We start from the raw sequence: 17,126 nt of genomic DNA, 5'->3' as shown, positions 1-17,126 counted from the left end.
CAGTGAAGGAAACGGCTAAGAGCCGCATCACCTTTGTCATCGTCGCCGGGATCGTCAGGCCCGTGATGAACCTGCTCATGAACAAGAAGTGGGAGGGGCTGGAAAAGCTTCCGGCGGGCGGCTTCATCGCTGCCCCCAACCACTGCACCGAGATCGACCCCCTGGTCATCGGGCACATGCTCTATAACCAGAAGCGGATGCCGCACTTCCTCGCCAAGGGCGGCCTCTTCAAGGTACCGGTCGTCGGGGCCGTGCTGCGCGCCACCAAGCAGATCCCGGTGGAACGCTCGACGGCGGGGGCCAACCGTTCGTTGAACGTCGCCAAGGAAGTGGTGGCCGAAGGCGGGGCAATCATCGTCTACGCCGAAGGCACCCTGACCCGGGACCCGGACCTCTGGCCGATGAAGGGCCACACCGGCGCGGCCCGGATGGCGCTGGAAAGCGGTATTCCGGTTGTTCCCATGGCCCACTGGGGAGCCCACCAGGTCTTCCCCCGCTATGCCAAGCGCTTCCACGTGTTCCCCCGCCGGACGTCCCGCGTCATCGTGGGCGATCCCGTGGACCTCAGCGCTTTTGAGGGCCGTCCGCTGGACAAGGCCACGCTGACGGCGGCTACCGCCGTCATCATGGACGCCATCACCGGGCTGCTCGCAACGCTGCGTTCCGAGCAGCCTCCCGCCGAACGGTGGGACCCGGCTGCCCACAACCAGAGCAAACACGGACGCAACATCGAACGGGACGGCAAATGACCCAGGAACAGGCTGCAGCGGGCTCAGCGAAATCGGTCGCCGTCCTCGGAGCCGGCTCCTGGGGCACCACTTTTGCCAAGATCCTCGCCGACGCTGCCACGGCATCCGGCGTTCAGCGGAGCATCCGGCTCTGGGGCCGCCGCAGCGAAGTCGTGGAGCAGATCAACACCCGGCACCGCAACCCGCAGTACCTCAAGGAGATTGAGCTCCCGCCCAGCATCACCGCATCGACTGACGTCGCGGACGTACTTTCCGGCGCAGACCTTGTGGTCTTGGCCGTTCCCGCCCAGTCCCTGCGGCCGCAGCTTCGCGAGTGGCGGCACCTGATCTCGCCGGACGCCCTGGTGGTCTCCCTGATGAAGGGGCTGGAGCTCAGTTCGGACGCCCGCATGAGCGAAGTCATCTGTGAGGAACTGGGCATCAAGGCAGACCGCGTTGCCGTGGTGTCCGGACCGAACCTGGCCATGGAAATTGCCAGGGAGGAACCCACCGCGTCGGTCGTGGCCTGCTCGGACGCCGAGGTGGCATCGTGGATCGCCCGCAGCTGCACCGCACCATACTTCCGCCCCTACACCACCACCGACGTCGTCGGCGTTGAAATCGGCGGCATCGTCAAGAATGTCATCGCCTTGGCCGTAGGCATTTGCGAAGGCAAGCAGATGGGTGACAACACCAAGGCCTCGGTCATCACCCGCGGGCTTGCGGAGACGTCCAGGCTGGCGCTCGCTCTCGGGGGCGAGGCGCAGACCATGGCAGGCCTCGCCGGCCTGGGGGATTTGGTGGCAACCTGCTCCTCGCCGCTGTCACGGAACCACACCGCCGGACGCCTCCTCGGCAAAGGCCTGACGCTGGAACAGGTGGCCGCGGAAATGACCCAAACGGCCGAAGGAATCAAATCGGGCCAGGCCGTGCATGAACTTGCCGGAAAACTAGGCGTCGAAATGCCCATCACTGCGGCAGTCGTTGCCGTCCTGGCCGGAAAATTGTCCGTTGACGAACTGGGACCGCTGCTGCTGGCCCGGGACCTTAAATCCGAAGGCGATTACTGACTGTGTCGGAAGAACAATTGAAGAAGAACACCGGTGGCGGCCGCGCCAAACCACGCGTTGCCGTTTTGTTTGGGGGCCGTTCGAGTGAGCACGCCGTCAGCTGTGTGACCGCTGCCGGCGTTCTCGGGGCCATCGACTATGACAAGTACGATGTCATCCCCATCGGCATTGCCAAGACCGGTCAGTGGGTCCTTGCCCCGGGGGACACCGGGCAGTGGTCCCTCTCGGCGGCCTCGCTCCCCGAAGTGGCGCCGTCGGCCCGGACGGTTACACTCGCCGAAATCGGCGGCGAACACCAGCTGATCGTCGCCTCACCGAACGAAGTCCCGCAGGAACTCGGCTCCGTGGACGTTGTCTTCCCGCTGCTCCACGGACCGTTCGGTGAGGACGGCACTATCCAGGGTTTGCTGGAGCTCTCGGACACCCGTTACGTGGGTGCCGGTGTCCTCGCGTCCGCGGTTGGTATGGACAAGCACTACATGAAGGTCGTCTTCGAAGCCGCCGGCCTGCAGGTGGGTCCCTACATCGCCGTGACGGACCGCCAGTGGATCACGGACCCCGAGTCCGTCCGCAAACGCGTTGACCTGCTCGGCTACCCCGTGTTCGTCAAGCCTGCCAGGGCGGGATCCTCCATGGGTATCTCCAAGGTGGACTCCCTGGAAGGCTTGGATGCGGCGATCGAGGCTGCCCGTGAGCACGACCTCAAACTCGTGATCGAAGCCGGAATCGTGGGCCGCGAAATCGAGTGCGCCGTCCTCGAAGGACGCGGCACCGAAGGCCCGCGGACCTCCATGCCGGGCGAGATCGCAGTGGCACCGGGTGACCACGAATTCTACGACTTCAATGCCAAATACGTGGAGGACGACGCCGCCTCGCTGAGCTGCCCGGCCGACATCCCCGACGAAGCAATCGCCCGGGTCCGCGAGCTTGCCGCCGCGGCATTTGATGCTCTGGGGGCGGAAGGGCTCAGCAGGGTCGACTTCTTCTACACCCCTGACGGTGAGCTGATCATCAACGAGATCAACACCATGCCCGGCTTCACGCCCAAGAGCATGTACCCGCAGATGTGGGCTGCCTCGGGACTGAGCTATGCGGACCTGATCGACGAACTCATCTACCTGGCACTGAACCGGAAGACAGGGCTGCGCTAGCCGCCCTTTCCGCTGGGCTATTGCCGCTCCGGCTATTGCCCGGTGGGCAGGTTCTGCAGCTCTTCCTGGCCCACGCAGTTCCTGGTGGCCTTGATCTTCCCGGCAGCGGCGGACAGTTCCGCCAGCACGGTCGCGGAACTGATCTGGTCCGGGTCCATGAGGATCTCGGTGGCCGGTTCACGGCCGAACGTGGTCAGCGTCCACACGGGGTCGCCTTCCTTGATGACCCAGTCGATGCCGTTGACGCTGACGCAGCGGTCGGTGGTGGGGCCGGGCACGTTGACCCCGCAGCGCAGGATGACCTTGGACGGATCGCCCCAGGCGGCGGTTGCCTGGCTGTTGGTCTTCCGCAGCCCGGCATCACCCATGGTGTCCGGAAGGGCAACCATCATGGGGGCACAGGCCGGGTTGGCCGCGTCCTTGGCCGGTGACACGTCCACCGTCGGGGCGCACGCGCTGAGGGCCAGCACCACGGCCGCCGCCGTTGCCGGGAAGCGAAGCGAACTGATGGTAACCGGGGTGCGGAGCGGGTGCATGATTTAAGCCTATCCCGCCCAGGCATGCCCGACGGCCGCCGCCGGACGGACGAGGTCCGGCCCCGCCGACAGTCCGGGTCCGCGCCGGGCCCGGGGAACGGATGTCGGTCCCTGACTGTAGCGTAGAGCTGTGCCTGAAACTCACCTCACCGTCGCCGGACTTTCCGAGTCCGAACTCCTAGCCAAGATCTTTCCGCGCCTCAACAACGGGCCCGGGCAGGGCACGGCGCTCCTGCTTGGACCCGGGGATGACGCCGCCATTGTGGCCGCCCCGGACGGGCGGACGGTTGTCAGCATCGACACCCAGGTGCAGGACCAGGATTTCCGGCTGGAATGGCGCAACGGATACCGGACCACAGGCTTCGACGTCGGCTGGAAAGCCGCCGCCCAGAATCTCAGCGACATCAATGCCATGGGCGCGCGGTCCACGTCCATGGTGGTGAGCCTGACCCTGCCGCCGGAGACGGCGGTCTCCTGGGTGGAGGATTTCGCGGACGGCCTCTCCCACGCCATCCGGGACCTCGGTGCTGCCGGATGTTCCGTTGCCGGCGGGGACCTCGGCCGCGGGCGGGAACTCGCTGTCACCGTGGCCATCCTGGGGACGCTGGACGGCAAGGAAGCCGTACTGCGCTCGGGCGCCCGCCCGGGTCATACCGTTGCGCTTGCCGGAACGGTGGGGTACGCGGCGGCCGGCCTTGCCCTGCTCGAGTCCGGGCCAAGCGTTGACCTGCTGACGCCGGAGCAGCGGATCATCATGGACAGGCAATGCCGGCCGCTTCCGCCGCTCGCTGCCGGGCCGTCAGCGCTCGCCGCCGGAGCCTCGGCGATGATGGACATTTCGGACGGACTGATTCGCGACGGCAGCCGCCTGGCCGCCGCGAGCGGCGTCGTCCTGGACCTGGATCCGGCTGTGCTGAAGCATCTCACCGGGCCTTTGTCTGCAGCCGCTGACGCGGTTGGCGGGGACCCCATGGCATGGGTGCTCGGCGGCGGGGAAGATCATGGACTTCTCGCCACATTCCCCGCGGACGTACACCTGCCTCCGGGTTTCGCTGCGATAGGCTCAGTGGAAGCCCTTGCACCAATGGAAAGCACTGGCGTCAAGATAGCGGGCCGGCCCGCGGACACTGTGGGATGGGATCACTTTGCAGACTAAGATTGCCGCCAACGCGCAAGCGATGAAGCGGTGGTTGGGCAAGGCCGAAACAGCGCTCGGGAACCACAGCGACCGGCTCAACGCCATTAACATCTTTCCCGTGGCCGACGGCGATACCGGCACGAACCTCTACCTGACAGTCCGCGCCGCCGCGCGGGCCCTCAACGGCCCCGAAGCACCACATGACCCCGGGACTGCGAACACCGCGGGGAGCCACGGCCAGCAGGACGTCGGCGCAGTGCTCGCGCGGGCCGGCGAGGCCGCCATGGAACAGGCACGCGGTAACTCGGGCACCTTGTTCTCCGTGTTCCTGTGCGCCGCCGCTGAGCCTTTGGCCGGCCATACCCGCCTCAGTTCGCCGTTGCTGGCCGCCGCGCTGAACCGGGCCCAGATCCGGGCCTGGTCCGCTCTGAGCGATCCCGTGCCGGGGACCATGCTCTCGGTGATGGAGGCGGCTGCACGGGCGGCGGCCGGCGTGGACGCCGACCAGAACGGGGACGACAGCAACCATGCCCTGGGGCTCGCCCTGGACGCCGCGGTTGAGGCGGCCCTCGAAGCGGTCGTCCGGACCGAGGACCAGTTGGCCGCCCTGCACGCGGCCCATGTCGTTGACGCTGGCGGGGTGGGGATGCTGCTGATCCTTGACTGCCTGCGCTCTGCTGTGCTGGGCGAAGAACTTCAAAGCGAAATGCTGGACGGCCTGCACGGCTACGACGTCCAGGATCCCCACATCCATGCGGACCTGCCCGACGACGACGGCGTGGAAGTCATGTGCACCATCAGCCTCTCGCCCCTGGATGCGGCAACCCTTCGCCAGCGCCTGGACGAAATGGGTGATTCGGTGATCATGAGTCAGGTGGGCGGCGCCATGGACGCCGGCGGAAAGTACCGCTGGCGCGTGCACGTCCACGTTTCCGCCCCCGAACCGGCCGTGGCACTGATCGGTTCCCTCGGGGAACCCACGGACATCTCGGTCAGCCAGCTCGCCTTGCCTCGGGACCCCAACGGACATGAACGCTGAGCTGGACCTCGGCCTGGAACGCCGTATCGGCAAACGGTCCGCGGCCGTCATCGAGAAACATCTGGGCATCACCACAGTGGGCGGCCTGCTCAACTACTTTCCGCGCCGCTACCTCAGCCGAGGTGAGCTGACCCCCATCAGCGAGGTGCCGCTGGATGAAGAGGTCACCCTCATCGCACGCGTCGTCTCCAACAGCACCCGGGCCATGCGGGCGCGCCGCGGCACGCTCACCGACGTCGTCATTACGGACGATTCCGCAACCAACCACAACAGCCAGGGCAGCGCCGGCAGGCTTCCCGGTGCCGGCGCGCCCGGCACCCTGAAGGTGAGCTTCTTCAACGGCTACCGCGCCAAGGCGGAGCTGCTCCCGGGGCGGCGGGCAATGTTCTCGGGCAAAGTCACCCGGTACGGCGGCAGCCTGAGTCTCACCAACCCTGACTTCCTGCTGCTGGACGAGGACCCGGACACCCCGGGCATGGACCCGGAGAAGCTCGCCGCCATGCCCATCCCGGTTTATCCGGCAACGGCCAAACTCACCAGCTGGTCCATCCAGAAAGTGATCTCCACCCTCCTGGACACCGTCGACCTGGATGTCCTGGACGATCCGCTGCCGGTCGAGGTCTCTGCGCGGGAGAAGTTCCTGCCAGCCGCGGAGGCCTACCGGCTGATCCATACCCCGCAGGTGCCTGGCGACTGGCAGCGGGCCAGGGACCGCTTCAGGTACCAGGAGGCCCTGGTCCTCCAGTCCGCCCTCGCGCGGCGCCGCGCCCAGCTGGCCGCCGAGGAGGCCACGGCCCGCCGGCCGATTACGGACGGAATCCTGACGGCATTCGACCGCCAGCTGCCCTTTACGCTCACCGCCGGCCAGTCCGCCGTCGGAAAAACACTCGCGGAGGAGCTGTCGCAGGACAGCCCCATGAACCGGCTCCTCCAGGGCGAGGTGGGGTCAGGCAAGACCATCGTTGCCCTGCGGGCCATGCTCCAGGTGGTTGACGCCGGGGGACAGGCCGCCCTGCTGGCGCCTACCGAAGTCCTGGCGGCCCAGCACTTCGAATCCATCCGCCGGACGCTGGGGCCGCTGTCTCGCGACGGCCTGCTGGGCGGATCGGGCCCCGATTCCGTGCAGGTCACACTGCTTACCGGATCGATGCCCACTGCGGCCCGCAGGCAGGCCATGCTGGACGCAGCTTCAGGCACTGCCGGGATTGTCATCGGGACGCATGCGCTGCTTAGCGACAATGTCTCGTTCTACGACCTTGGCCTGATCGTTGTGGATGAGCAGCACCGCTTCGGAGTCGAGCAGCGCGACGCCCTGCGTGCGAAAGCCAGCAAGCCTCCGCACCTGCTGGTCATGACCGCCACGCCCATTCCCAGGACCGTGGCCATGACCGTGTTCGGCGATCTTGAAACATCGGTGCTGGACGAACTCCCCGCGGGCCGCGCCCCCATTTCCACGCACGTCGTGGGCCTCGCCGAAAATCCCGGCTGGGCGGGACGCATCTGGTCCCGGTCCCGGGAAGAGATCGACGCCGGCCACCAGGTTTACGTCGTGTGTCCCAAGATCGGCGAGGACGACGACGGCGACTTCAGTCCCGGGGAAGCGGAACCGTCCGCCGCCGAGCTGGAAGGTGAGGGCCCGGCCCGGGAGCTCGCGTCCGTCACCGCCGTCGTCGAACACCTCAACGATGAACCGGCGCTGGCCGGCGTTTCGGTGGCGCCGCTGCACGGCAGGCAGGATCCTGTCCTGAAATCCGCAACCATGGCGTCCTTCACGGCGAATGAAACCAAGCTGCTGGTGTCCACCACCGTGATCGAGGTTGGTGTTGACGTCCACAACGCCACGCTTATGGTGATCCTGGATGCGGACAGGTTCGGCATCTCCCAGCTGCACCAGCTTCGCGGACGGGTGGGCCGGGGCGGCTTGCCCGGCACCTGCCTCCTGGTCACCACGCTGGAACCCGGCCACCCCAGCCGCCGCCGGCTGGACGCTGTGGCGGCCACGACGGACGGCTTCGAGCTGTCGCAGGAGGACCTGAAGCTCCGGCGCGAAGGGGACATCCTGGGGGCGTCGCAGTCCGGCGGGCGGTCCGCACTCAAACTGCTGCGCGTGCTGGAGCACGAATCCGTCATCTCTAAGGCGCGCCAGGACGCGCAGCGGATCGTGGCCCGGGATCCCGCCCTGACGGAGCATTCCGCACTCGCGGAGGCAATAGAAGAGTACTTGAACCCTGAAAAGGAGGCGTTCCTTGAGCGTGGCTAGGAGTTGGCGCATGGCTGCAACCGGCGGGCAGGTGCGGGCATGAGCCGCATCATTGCCGGCACTGGCGGCGGGATACCGCTGGTCAGCGTGCCGGGTACCTTGACCCGTCCCACCACGGACCGCGTCAAGGAAGCCCTTTTCTCCCGGCTTGAAGCGTTCAACGTGGTGGCGGGTGCCCGGGTTCTTGACCTCTACGCGGGCTCCGGTTCCCTGGGCGTGGAAAGTGCCAGCCGGGGGGCGGAAACCGTAGACCTGGTGGAGTTCGACGGCAAAGCCAGCGAGGTTTGCCAGCGCAACGCGGACCTCGTCAACGGGGCCATTGGCCGCAAGGCAGTATCGGTGCACCGGTCGCGGGTGGAGTCCTTCCTGGAAAGGACAGTGCAAGGCACCCTGTGGGACCTCGTGTTCCTGGACCCGCCGTATCCGTTGGACGAGCCGGCCATGGGTGCTGTGCTGGAAGAGCTGTCACCGTACCTGGCGGAGGCCGCCGTCGTGGTGGTGGAACGCTCCTCCCGCAGCCCCGAACCGGGTTGGCCGGCGTCGCTGGAACGGTTCGCCGAGAAAAAATACGGCGAGACCAAACTGTGGTTTGCCGAACCCGTGGGCGGCAGCGGCTGACAGGACGGAAGCCGGGGTCCTGACAGTGCCTGCGGGGCGCCGCAGCCTAGCCCGAGAGAGCGTCGAGGTCCACGCCGGCCAGCACCGTCGCGGGATGCGGGCCACGCGCCGTCAGCTCCTCGGTCCATCCGGCCGGCCAGGGACCCTGGGTGCCGATGAGGATGATGTTGCCGGGATGGCGGCCGGCGAACATTCCGGATTCGGCGAACGCTGACACTCCGGACATGGCCCGCCGCAGGGCAGCCACCTGGCTTCGGACCAGCGTCAGCCCCGGTTCGTCGCCCACGTTGACGATCAGCACGCCACGCGGTGTCAGCTTTGCCGCTGCTTCCTCGTAGAACCCGGTGCAGGCGATATGCTTCGGCGCCTTCGGCCCGGAGAAGATGTCCAGGATCACGACGTCGAAACGCAATTCCGCAGGCAGCTCCGCCAGCGCGTCGCGGGCGTCGCCGATCAGTGTGTGCAGCTCCGTTCCGTCAGGCATCGGCAGCTGCTGCAGCACAAAGTCCAGCAGCTCGCGCTCAAGCTCCACGGCGTACTGCAGGGACCCCGGTCGGGTCGCCTGGATGTAGCGGGCCAGCGTCAGCGCCCCGGCCCCAAGATGCAGCGCACTGACGGGTTCGCCGGCAGGGGCGGCCAGATCCACCACGTGCCCGATCCGGCGGAGGTACTCATAGAAGATTTCGCCCGGCTCAGCGAGGTTCACATGCGACTGTTCCGCTCCGCCGATGCTGAGCACATAGGCTCCCTCGGTAAAGGCATCCGGTTCGATGGCTGCGTGCTGTCCGGTTGTCCGGAGGAAACGTGAAGCTGCCGCGGGCCGAGCCGCCATCGTCAGAGCCTGTCGCGAAGTGTCGCGAGCCTGGCGGCTGCTTCTTCGAGGACTTCGGTCTTCTTGCAGAAGGCAAAGCGGAGCAGGCTGCGGGTCCGTTCGGCGCCTTCGGGATGGCAGAAGACGGGTACCGGGATGGCGGCGACCCCCACCAGTTCCGGAAGCCTCCTTGCCAGGTCGACGGAGTCGGAGATCCCCAGCGGGGCCGTGTCCACATTCACGAAGTACGTTCCCTGTGGAGTGAAGACGTCCAGGCCGGCGGCCTTCAACCCGTCGCTGAGGATGTCGCGCTTGTGCCTGAGGGTCTCGGATATCCCCGTGTAGAAGTCGTGGGGAAGGCCGAGCCCCACAGCGATGGCACCCTGGAACGGTGTGCCGGAGCTGTAGGTCAGGAACTGTTTCACTGTCCGGATGGCCGCCACCAGGTGTTCGGGTCCGCTCAGCCAGCCGATCTTCCATCCGGTGAAGGAGAACGTCTTGCCTGCGGAGGAAATGGTGACGGTCCTGCCGGCAGCCCCGGGCAGCGAGGCAACGGGGATGTGCCGGTCGCCGAACGTCAGGTGCTCGTAGACCTCATCGGTGATGATCACCGCGTCGTGCCGGGCGGCAAGTTCGACGACGCGCTGAAGCACGTCGCGGGGGAAAACCGCGCCGGTGGGGTTGTGCGGATTGTTGATGAGCACCACCTTGGTGCGGCTGCTGAAGGCCGCTTCCAGTGCCGCCATGTCCGGCATGAAGTCCGGAGCGAGCAGTGGAGCCGTCACGTGTTTGGCGCCCGCCAGTCCGATCATGGCGCCGTAGGAGTCGTAGAACGGTTCGAAGGTGAGCACTTCGTCGCCGGGTTCCACGAGCGCCAGCAACGAAGCCGCAATGGCTTCGGTTGCTCCGGTGGTGACGATGAGCTCTGTCTCCGGGTCCGGCGTCAGGCCGTAGAAGCGCTCCTGGTGCGCCGCAATGGCCTCGCGCAAGGGAAGGATTCCCTTGCCCGGTGCGTATTGGTTGGCACCGGCAGCGATGGCAGCCTGCGCAGCTGCCTTGATCTCCGCCGGACCGTCCTCATCAGGGAAACCCTGTCCCAGGTTGATGGCACCGGTCCGGACCGCGAGGGTGGTCATCTCCTCGAAGATCGTGACGCCGAGGGTGCCGTCGGCTGCCAGCAAATTGGCTCCTGATGCCGCCCGCTGCCACGGTGCCGGAACTGATGTGGTCACTGTCTGCCTGCCTGTCGGTTGGTTGCGGCGTTCGCTGCCCGCCCGACAAGAACGACGCCCACTGCAACGGTGAAGGGAATGTTCGACTCGGGCATCCAGTCATGTTATCCCGGCCCGCGGATGCGGTAGGTTCGGAGCATGAGACGTGCCGTATGCCCAGGCTCCTTCGACCCGATCCACAATGGCCATCTGGAAGTCATCGCGAGGGCCGCGGGCCTCTTTGACGAAGTCATCGTGGCGGTGTCCACCAACTACACCAAGAAGTACCGCTTTTCGCTGGAAGAGCGGATCGACATGGCCCGCGAGACCCTGGCATCGCTGCAAGGCATCGTGGTGGAGCCGGTGGGGGAGGGCCTGCTGGCCGAATACTGCCGGCAGCGGGGTGTGTCCGCGATCGTGAAGGGCCTCCGTTCCTCCTCCGACTTCGACTATGAGCTCCCGATGGCAACCATGAACCGGCAGTTGAGCGGCGTGGAAACGGTGTTCCTTCCCACTGAAGGCCACTACCTCCACTTGTCGTCAACGCTCATTAAGGAAGTCTTCACACTGGGCGGCAGTGTGTCCGATTATGTGCCCAGGTCGGTATTGAAACGGCTGCTTGCGGGCGGGTCGTCTTCGGATTAGCCCGGCAGAGGGTAGGCTTGATCGGTACGCAACGGCCCCTGCCGGTTTTGCGGCCCATTCCCTGCCTGTCACGTGGTGCTTTTCTTTGTGGCGTCCGGCCGGTTTGAGTCCGCCCGGGAGATCAGGCTAAGATAGTACGTCGGTCATATGTTCAACAGGAGTTCTCATTAAACGAGATGCTAGTTCGCCCTTGGCGTTCGACGTCAAGGACCTCGGACGCAGTCCGGGGAGCATGCGGACGCTGATGGAACATGTACCTGCACCAGGTGATCTTGGTGTAGCGCTCATTGGCGTTCAGCAAGGCTCGGACATCGAGCTGGACCTGAGGCTCGAGGCCGTACACGAAGGAATTCTGGTATCAGGAACCGTTATCGTCGAAGTGACTGGCGAATGCGGCCGATGCCTGGATCCCCTTGCGTATGATCTCGAAGTCAATGTGCAAGAACTTTTCTTCTACGAGGGCGCCCAGTTCTCGGACGGAGAAGACGAAGAAGAGCAATATCGAATCGAGCACGATCTAATCGATCTTGAGCCGGTGTTGCGGGACGCAGTTGTAACCATGCTGCCGTTCCAGCCGGTGTGCCGGGAAGACTGCCAGGGCCTTTGCTCCGAATGCGGAGTACGCCTGGAAGACGAGCCGGGGCATCACCACGAGATCGTAGATCCTCGCTGGGCTGCCCTAGCTGACTTGGCTAAGCCTGACCGGCAAAACTGATTTGTAAGTGTTTTTCTAGAGAGAAATGAGTTAGCCGTGGCTGTCCCGAAGCGGAAAATGTCTCGCTCGAATACCCGCGCCCGCCGCTCCCAGTGGAAGGCAACTGCCCCCCACCTGGTGAAGACTGTCGAGAACGGTCAGGTCACGTACAGCCTGCCGCACCAGGCAAAGGTCGTTACCGACTCGGCTGGCACCGCGCTGTTCCTTGAATACAAGGGCCGCAAGGTCGCAGACGTCTAATCGGCCCACTGGCTGAACATGACGTCTTCAACTGAAGAGCTTCTGAAGCGTCTCGGTGTCTCTATTGACGCCGGGACGCTTCGTCTTGCTCTGACACACCGTTCCTACGCCTACGAAAACGGCGGCATCCCCACCAACGAGCGCCTCGAGTTCCTGGGCGATTCCATCCTGGGTTTCTCCGTGACGGATGCGTTGTACCGCGACAACCCTGCCTTGCCTGAAGGTGACCTCGCGAAGCGGCGGTCAGCCGTGGTGAGCACCCGGGCACTTGCCGGAATCGGCCGCAGCCTCGGTATCGGTGACTACATCTACCTCGGACAGGGCGAAAAGCTGACCGACGGCAAGAACAAGTCATCCATCCTGGCGGACACCATGGAGGCCCTCATTGGCGCCACCTACGTGTCCAACGACATCGAGACGGCCCGCCAACTGGTCATGCGGCTGATCGGTCCGCTGCTCCAGGACGCCGCGGCCCTTGGCGCCGGAACCGACTGGAAGACCAGCATCCAGGAGTTGGCGGCGAGCCGTCAGTTGGGCAGCATCTACTACGCCGTGGAGGGTTCAGGCCCGGACCATGCGCGGACGTTTGAAGCCGTGCTCCGGATCGGCGGGACCGATTACGGGCAGGGCGCCGGGCGCTCCAAAAAGGAAGCCGAGCAGGAAGCTGCCGCCGATGCGTGGCGGAAGCTGTCGACTGCCGGGACGTCAAGCCTCCCGGCGGAATCCGAAGCCGGCCGCTAGGTTTTCCGTGCCCGAACTGCCGGAAGTCGAAGTGGTCCGCCGCGGACTGGTTAGTTGGGTCCGCGGCAGGACCATTACCTCTGTTGATGTCCTGGATCCGCGCTCCATCCGCCGGCACGCACTCGGCGCGCAGGATTTTGCCGGCAACCTCGAGGGCGCACGGGTCCTGGACGTGGTGCGGCGCGGAAAGTTCCTCTGGCTTCCGCTGGAGGAAGCCGGTGCAGTGCAGCCGGCGGACGGAGAGTCCCGGCCCGCAGTTGCCCTGATGGCGCATCTGGGCATGAGCGGCCAGCTTTTGATGCAGGATGCCGGCGTGCCGGACGAGAAGCACCTGAAAATCCGCCTGCGGCTGAGCCCGGCTGAGGGCAGGCCGGAGCAGCTCAGATTCGTGGACCAGCGCATTTTCGGCGGACTGTTCGTGACGTCCCTGATCCCGACATCCGACGGCGGACCGGGCGGCCTGGGGGAGTCACCGGCACCGGTCATTGCCGAAGAGGCCGCCCACATCGCCCGGGACCCGCTGGATCCGCATTTCTCCTTCGAGTCGTTCTACCGCCGGCTGCGGATCCGAAAGACCGGCCTCAAGCGTGCCCTCCTGGACCAGGGACTGGTTTCCGGTATCGGCAACATCTACGCGGACGAGGCACTGTGGCGGGCGCGGCTCCATTACGCGCGGCCCACCGAAACACTCCGCCGCGCCGAAGCGCTGAGGGTTCTCGAAGCCGCCCGTGAGGTGATGCTGGACGCCCTTGCCGCCGGCGGTACCAGCTTCGACTCCCTCTACGTCAACGTCAACGGCACTTCCGGGTACTTCGACCGGTCCCTCAACGCCTACGGCAGGGAAAACCAGGAGTGCAAGCGCTGCGCCGCCGCGGGAATAGTGAGCCTCATGAAGCGCGAACAGTTCATGAACCGGTCGTCCTATACGTGCCCGGTGTGCCAGCCGCGTCCCCGTAACGGCCGGTGGTAGAGGTCCCAAAAAGCAGGTAGCGCCACTCTACCGAACTGTTCCTCACAGGTGACACACTGTGCCCAAGGTAGCCGCGGCTGCTGGAATCGCAGGCGCGTTGGTCTCCAACGCCTGAACGGGAGGCGGGGGCCCAATGATAGCCAAGAGGCTTGTCATCGTGGGGGTGAGTGTTGCAGCAGCGCTTGGCGGTGCCGCTGTTTTTCTTGATCAGATGGCGGGAGCCCCGGACGTCAGCGCGGCCGCGACTTCAGGTTCCGTTCCCACGGCCTCGGCCGGCCCCGGCGGATCACCGTCGCCCGGAGGCTTGCCACCGGGAGATCCGCCGGCTGGAGACGGGACAGCTGACGAACCGGATGCGGCTGCCGGCGCCGGGAACGGGCCTGCTTCCGGATCCGGGGAATCAACGGGCAGCCCTGCTCCGGCGTCAGGGGCGCGGGAAGTTCTTCCCCCGGTGGCGGTAGCCCCCACCGGTCTTCCGCTCCCATCCCAGCCGGCTGCACTGGTCAGCATGCCGCTGCCGGCCACGGCATCCGCCCAGGGGAAGATTGTTGAAGGCTTCCCTGCGGATGCCCTCCCCTTCCCGGAAGGAACCGTCGTCGTATCCACGGGCGTTTCTGCGGCGGACGCTGTCCTGCAGGTGACGGCCGATGCCATTTCGGCGGCGGGCCAGGACTCGGTAGTGGGCCATTTCCAGCAGCGGCTCTCAACCCTCAACTTCTGGTCCGAGCCGGCCCCGGCCGCGGATGGGCAGCGGTCCGTCCGCTTCGTCAGGGGCAGCGATTCGATAACCCTGACCACGTCAACAACGGGCACGGGCAGCACGCGTTTCATGTTGCTCGGCAACCTTCACACGACGGCCGGCTAGCGGCCATGTATATCTCGGTCTCGGATCGGAACGGCGGCAAGAAGGACGCGCAGCCGGCGTCCAATGATCCCAAACTGCAGCAGCAGGCGTTCCGCTTGTCGCCTGTCATCCTCTGGCTGGGCATCGTCAGCATGTTCACCGACATATCCTCCGAATCGGTATCCGCTGTCCTTCCCCTCTACATCACAGGATTTCTGGGCCTGTCCGCTATTGCCTTCGGGATTCTTGACGGAATCAACCAGGGGGCCAGCGCCATCGTCAGAATCGCCGCGGGGTGGGCAGCGGACCGGAGCGGGCATCCGAAACGAATTGCACTCGCAGGTTACGGCCTGTCCATGGCAGCCAGGGTTGGTTTCCTATTCGCCGGCGGTTTCTGGGCCCTTACGGCGATCGTTACCGGTGACCGGATCGGCAAAGGTATCCGCACGGCACCGCGGGACGCCCTCATCACCGTCTCCGCCCAGCCCGAGTATCTGGCACGGCACTTCGGCGTGCACCGGATGCTGGACAATATCGGCGCCGCGACTGGCCCGTTGCTGGCGTTCTTCATCCTCATGCTGATCCCCAACGGCTACGGAACCCTCTTCGTGGTTTCCCTTGCCTTCGCGGTGATGGGAGTGGCCACGCTCGCCCTGCTGGTGCCCAACCTGAAAACGGGCAAGCCCGCTGGGACCGCGCCCGAACCGCGCCGCAGCCCTTCCTTTGTTTTCCGCTGGAGCCTGTTGCGGGAACCCGGACTGGGCCGGCTGCTCGTCGCCTCGGGGCTTCTAGGACTGCTGACGGTTGGAGACGGATTCATCTACCTTGTCCTGCAGGATCGTGATTCCTTCGCCGTGCAGTGGTTCCCGCTGCTGTATGTGGGAACGAATGTGGTGTTCCTCATTCTTGCGATCCCGCTGGGCCGGTTGGCGGACCGTTGGGGGAAGGCAAAAGTCTTCGTGGCGGGTCATATTGCCCTCCTGCTGTGCTACGTCCTCGCTGCCGCACCGCTGGGCGGATTGGGCCCCACGCTGGGGTGCCTGGTTCTGCTCGGTGCCTTCTACGCCGCAACCGACGGAGTTCTCGCCGCCCTGGCCAGCCAGCTCACGCCTCCGGAGAAACTGGCCACCGGGATCGGCGCCGCCCAGACCGTCGTGGCACTGAGCCGCATGGCCGCTTCGGCCGGCTTTGGTGTCCTCTGGTTTTCGCTCGGTCCGTCCACGGCCATGATGGTGGTGGGTGGCTGTCTCGCCGTCGCCGTACCGGCCTCGGTGCTGATCCTCCGGGCGGGCGTTCGTCAGGGGCAGTCGGCTTGAACCCCGCCGGAGGCAGAAAGCGCTGGATCATCCTGTTGGCGATCACTGTACTGGTCCTCGCCGGCGCCGGTTCCTATGCCGCGGTAGCTTTCCAGCGCTTCCAGGACAGCCGCTCGGCTGCGTCGGCCGTCAGCGTGGCTTCGGGCGGCGCCCTGCCGGCCGCGTCGTTTGTGATGTTCCGCAATACGGCTGCGGGCCAAGGATACGGCATGGCCGGTACTGTTCCCCTCGCCGCACCTTCCGGCCAGCGGTTGCTGGCGGCTGAGGCCTGCGACAGGATTTACGGGACGGCACGGAACGTCATCTGCCTGAAGACAAACCGGGGGCTTGTCACCAACTTCGAAGCAGTGCTGCTGAACAGGGAATGGCAGCCGACCGGACGGTGGGCAGTACCCGGTATCCCCAGCCGTACACGCATGAGTGCCGACGGTTCCCTGGTGTCCACTACCGTGTTCGTCTCCGGCCACTCGTACGGCGCTTCGGGCTTTTCGACCGAGACTTCCATCACCCGGACGGACGGGGGGCCCGGAACCGGGAACCTGGAAGACTTCGCCCTCCTTGTCAACGGATCACAGGTGACGGCAGCAGACCGCAACGTCTGGGGCGTGACCTTCGTGCCAAGAGACGCTGACGCGTTCTATGCCACGGCGGCTTCGTCAGGGCGGATCTGGCTCGTCAAGGGAAGCATGTCCGCCAGGACGCTCACAGCTGTCCACGACGGCGTCGAATGCCCGTCGGTGTCTCCCGGCGGAAGCCGTGTGGCGTACAAGAAGAACACCGGCACTGCGCTGGCTGCTCATTGGAAGATCGCCATCCTGGACCTGGCCAGCGACAAGGAAACAGTCCTGGCGGAGCCGCGGAGCGTTGATGACCAGATCGAGTGGCTCGATGACGGCACACTGCTCTACGGCCTAGCCCGGGACGGCGCCGAGGGCGACAGCGACATCTGGCAGATCAAGACGGATCCGTCCGCCGTTGCCTCCCTCTACATTGAGCACGCCTGGTCGCCTGCCGTGGTCCGCTAGCCTGCAGCCAATGGCCGGCACTCCGCGTCGGAACAGCAACACCCCCACATCGGGACCGCTACTCCGCG

The 17,126-nt window shown here is 65.7% G+C and carries 18 protein-coding genes; 15 read left to right on the top strand and 3 right to left on the bottom strand.

Going from position 1 to position 17,126, the window contains the following annotated elements; translation table 11 throughout:
* Nucleotides 1-2 precede the first annotated feature (2 nt).
* The 3 genes from J7I79_RS10075 to J7I79_RS10065 are packed head-to-tail and all read left to right on the top strand — an operon-like array spanning nt 3 to nt 2,949.
* Nucleotides 3-749, top strand: coding sequence for a 1-acyl-sn-glycerol-3-phosphate acyltransferase (locus J7I79_RS10075; RefSeq protein ID WP_214952807.1), 747 nt, complete (start codon nt 3-5; stop codon nt 747-749).
* On the top strand, nt 746-1,798 hold the full coding sequence (locus J7I79_RS10070) for an NAD(P)H-dependent glycerol-3-phosphate dehydrogenase (RefSeq protein ID WP_214952805.1): 1,053 nt from the start codon (nt 746-748) through the stop codon (nt 1,796-1,798). The genes J7I79_RS10075 and J7I79_RS10070 overlap by 4 nt, the downstream gene beginning before the upstream one ends.
* 2 nt (nt 1,799-1,800) lie before the next feature.
* On the top strand, nt 1,801-2,949 hold the full coding sequence (locus tag J7I79_RS10065) for a D-alanine--D-alanine ligase family protein (protein WP_214952804.1): 1,149 nt from the start codon (nt 1,801-1,803) through the stop codon (nt 2,947-2,949).
* A 32-nt stretch (nt 2,950-2,981) separates the two neighbouring features.
* Here the strand turns inward: J7I79_RS10065 and J7I79_RS10060 are convergent, their stop codons facing one another.
* Nucleotides 2,982-3,485 (bottom strand): DUF3515 domain-containing protein, encoded by a 504-nt coding sequence (locus tag J7I79_RS10060; protein ID WP_214952802.1) that lies wholly within the window; start codon nt 3,483-3,485, stop codon nt 2,982-2,984.
* 130 nt (nt 3,486-3,615) lie between these two features.
* Between J7I79_RS10060 and thiL the strand changes: the two genes are divergently transcribed.
* From thiL to rsmD, 4 genes are read left to right on the top strand one after another with little or no spacing between them, the layout of a single operon-like run.
* Nucleotides 3,616-4,641, top strand: coding sequence for a thiamine-phosphate kinase (thiL, locus tag J7I79_RS10055; RefSeq protein ID WP_214952800.1), 1,026 nt, complete (start codon nt 3,616-3,618; stop codon nt 4,639-4,641).
* Between the two features lie 22 nt (nt 4,642-4,663).
* The gene (locus J7I79_RS10050; RefSeq protein ID WP_214953114.1) at nt 4,664-5,662 is read left to right on the top strand and encodes a DAK2 domain-containing protein; all 999 of its coding nucleotides are present in this window, start codon (nt 4,664-4,666) and stop codon (nt 5,660-5,662) included.
* Nucleotides 5,652-7,922, top strand: coding sequence for an ATP-dependent DNA helicase RecG (locus tag J7I79_RS10045; protein WP_214952798.1), 2,271 nt, complete (start codon nt 5,652-5,654; stop codon nt 7,920-7,922). Before J7I79_RS10050 ends, J7I79_RS10045 begins: the two co-directional genes overlap by 11 nt.
* A gap of 39 nt (nt 7,923-7,961) precedes the next feature.
* A complete protein-coding gene (gene rsmD / locus J7I79_RS10040; protein ID WP_214952797.1) occupies nt 7,962-8,540 on the top strand; it encodes a 16S rRNA (guanine(966)-N(2))-methyltransferase RsmD in 579 nt (192 codons plus the stop codon).
* Between the two features lie 46 nt (nt 8,541-8,586).
* On the opposite strand, the gene J7I79_RS10035 is transcribed toward rsmD, so the two are convergent.
* Nucleotides 8,587-9,372: a spermidine synthase gene (locus tag J7I79_RS10035; RefSeq protein ID WP_214952795.1), complete on the bottom strand. Its 786-nt coding sequence runs from the start codon at nt 9,370-9,372 to the stop codon at nt 8,587-8,589.
* 2 nt (nt 9,373-9,374) lie between these two features.
* A complete protein-coding gene (locus tag J7I79_RS10030) occupies nt 9,375-10,583 on the bottom strand; it encodes an aminotransferase class I/II-fold pyridoxal phosphate-dependent enzyme (RefSeq protein ID WP_214952793.1) in 1,209 nt (402 codons plus the stop codon).
* A gap of 138 nt (nt 10,584-10,721) precedes the next feature.
* Between J7I79_RS10030 and coaD the strand changes: the two genes are divergently transcribed.
* From coaD to J7I79_RS09990, 8 genes are all read left to right on the top strand, one after another.
* Entirely contained in the window at nt 10,722-11,207 is a 486-nt protein-coding gene (coaD, locus tag J7I79_RS10025; RefSeq protein WP_214952791.1) for a pantetheine-phosphate adenylyltransferase, read from the top strand.
* A 190-nt stretch (nt 11,208-11,397) separates the two neighbouring features.
* Nucleotides 11,398-11,922 carry a DUF177 domain-containing protein gene (locus tag J7I79_RS10020; RefSeq protein ID WP_214952789.1) on the top strand — a complete coding sequence of 175 codons (525 nt, stop codon included), beginning with the start codon at nt 11,398-11,400 and terminating at the stop codon, nt 11,920-11,922.
* A gap of 36 nt (nt 11,923-11,958) precedes the next feature.
* The gene (gene rpmF / locus J7I79_RS10015; protein WP_009356569.1) at nt 11,959-12,162 is read left to right on the top strand and encodes a 50S ribosomal protein L32; all 204 of its coding nucleotides are present in this window, start codon (nt 11,959-11,961) and stop codon (nt 12,160-12,162) included.
* 18 nt (nt 12,163-12,180) lie between these two features.
* On the top strand, nt 12,181-12,903 hold the full coding sequence (rnc, locus tag J7I79_RS10010; protein ID WP_214952787.1) for a ribonuclease III: 723 nt from the start codon (nt 12,181-12,183) through the stop codon (nt 12,901-12,903).
* Nucleotides 12,904-12,910: 7 nt separating this feature from the next.
* Nucleotides 12,911-13,873, top strand: coding sequence for a bifunctional DNA-formamidopyrimidine glycosylase/DNA-(apurinic or apyrimidinic site) lyase (gene mutM / locus J7I79_RS10005; protein WP_214952785.1), 963 nt, complete (start codon nt 12,911-12,913; stop codon nt 13,871-13,873).
* A 133-nt stretch (nt 13,874-14,006) separates the two neighbouring features.
* The gene (locus J7I79_RS10000) at nt 14,007-14,738 is read left to right on the top strand and encodes a hypothetical protein (protein WP_214952783.1); all 732 of its coding nucleotides are present in this window, start codon (nt 14,007-14,009) and stop codon (nt 14,736-14,738) included.
* Nucleotides 14,739-14,743: 5 nt separating this feature from the next.
* The gene (locus tag J7I79_RS09995) at nt 14,744-16,033 is read left to right on the top strand and encodes an MFS transporter (protein WP_214952782.1); all 1,290 of its coding nucleotides are present in this window, start codon (nt 14,744-14,746) and stop codon (nt 16,031-16,033) included.
* A 35-nt stretch (nt 16,034-16,068) separates the two neighbouring features.
* On the top strand, nt 16,069-17,058 hold the full coding sequence (locus tag J7I79_RS09990; RefSeq protein WP_251042639.1) for a hypothetical protein: 990 nt from the start codon (nt 16,069-16,071) through the stop codon (nt 17,056-17,058).
* The last annotated feature ends 68 nt before the right edge of the window (nt 17,059-17,126 follow it).

Origin of the sequence: Arthrobacter sp. ISL-69, assembly GCF_018613775.1 — a bacterium.
Classification (GTDB): Bacteria; Actinomycetota; Actinomycetes; order Actinomycetales; family Micrococcaceae; genus Arthrobacter.
This window is presented reverse-complemented; position numbering and strand designations above follow the sequence as displayed.

What these genes read in the sequence shown, in the direction of transcription:
- J7I79_RS10045 (WP_214952798.1), top strand. Translation starts at nt 5,652, where the DNA reads ATGAACGCTGAGCTGGACCTCGGCCTGGAACGCCGTATCGGCAAACGG.
- J7I79_RS10070 (WP_214952805.1), top strand. Translation starts at nt 746, where the DNA reads ATGACCCAGGAACAGGCTGCAGCGGGCTCAGCGAAATCGGTCGCCGTC.
- rnc (WP_214952787.1), top strand. Translation starts at nt 12,181, where the DNA reads ATGACGTCTTCAACTGAAGAGCTTCTGAAGCGTCTCGGTGTCTCTATT.
- J7I79_RS10060 (WP_214952802.1), bottom strand. Translation starts at nt 3,485, where the DNA reads ATGCACCCGCTCCGCACCCCGGTTACCATCAGTTCGCTTCGCTTCCCG.
- J7I79_RS10035 (WP_214952795.1), bottom strand. Translation starts at nt 9,372, where the DNA reads ATGGCGGCTCGGCCCGCGGCAGCTTCACGTTTCCTCCGGACAACCGGA.
- J7I79_RS10000 (WP_214952783.1), top strand. Translation starts at nt 14,007, where the DNA reads ATGATAGCCAAGAGGCTTGTCATCGTGGGGGTGAGTGTTGCAGCAGCG.
- coaD (WP_214952791.1), top strand. Translation starts at nt 10,722, where the DNA reads ATGAGACGTGCCGTATGCCCAGGCTCCTTCGACCCGATCCACAATGGC.
- J7I79_RS10050 (WP_214953114.1), top strand. Translation starts at nt 4,664, where the DNA reads ATGAAGCGGTGGTTGGGCAAGGCCGAAACAGCGCTCGGGAACCACAGC.
- rsmD (WP_214952797.1), top strand. Translation starts at nt 7,962, where the DNA reads ATGAGCCGCATCATTGCCGGCACTGGCGGCGGGATACCGCTGGTCAGC.
- J7I79_RS09995 (WP_214952782.1), top strand. Translation starts at nt 14,744, where the DNA reads ATGTATATCTCGGTCTCGGATCGGAACGGCGGCAAGAAGGACGCGCAG.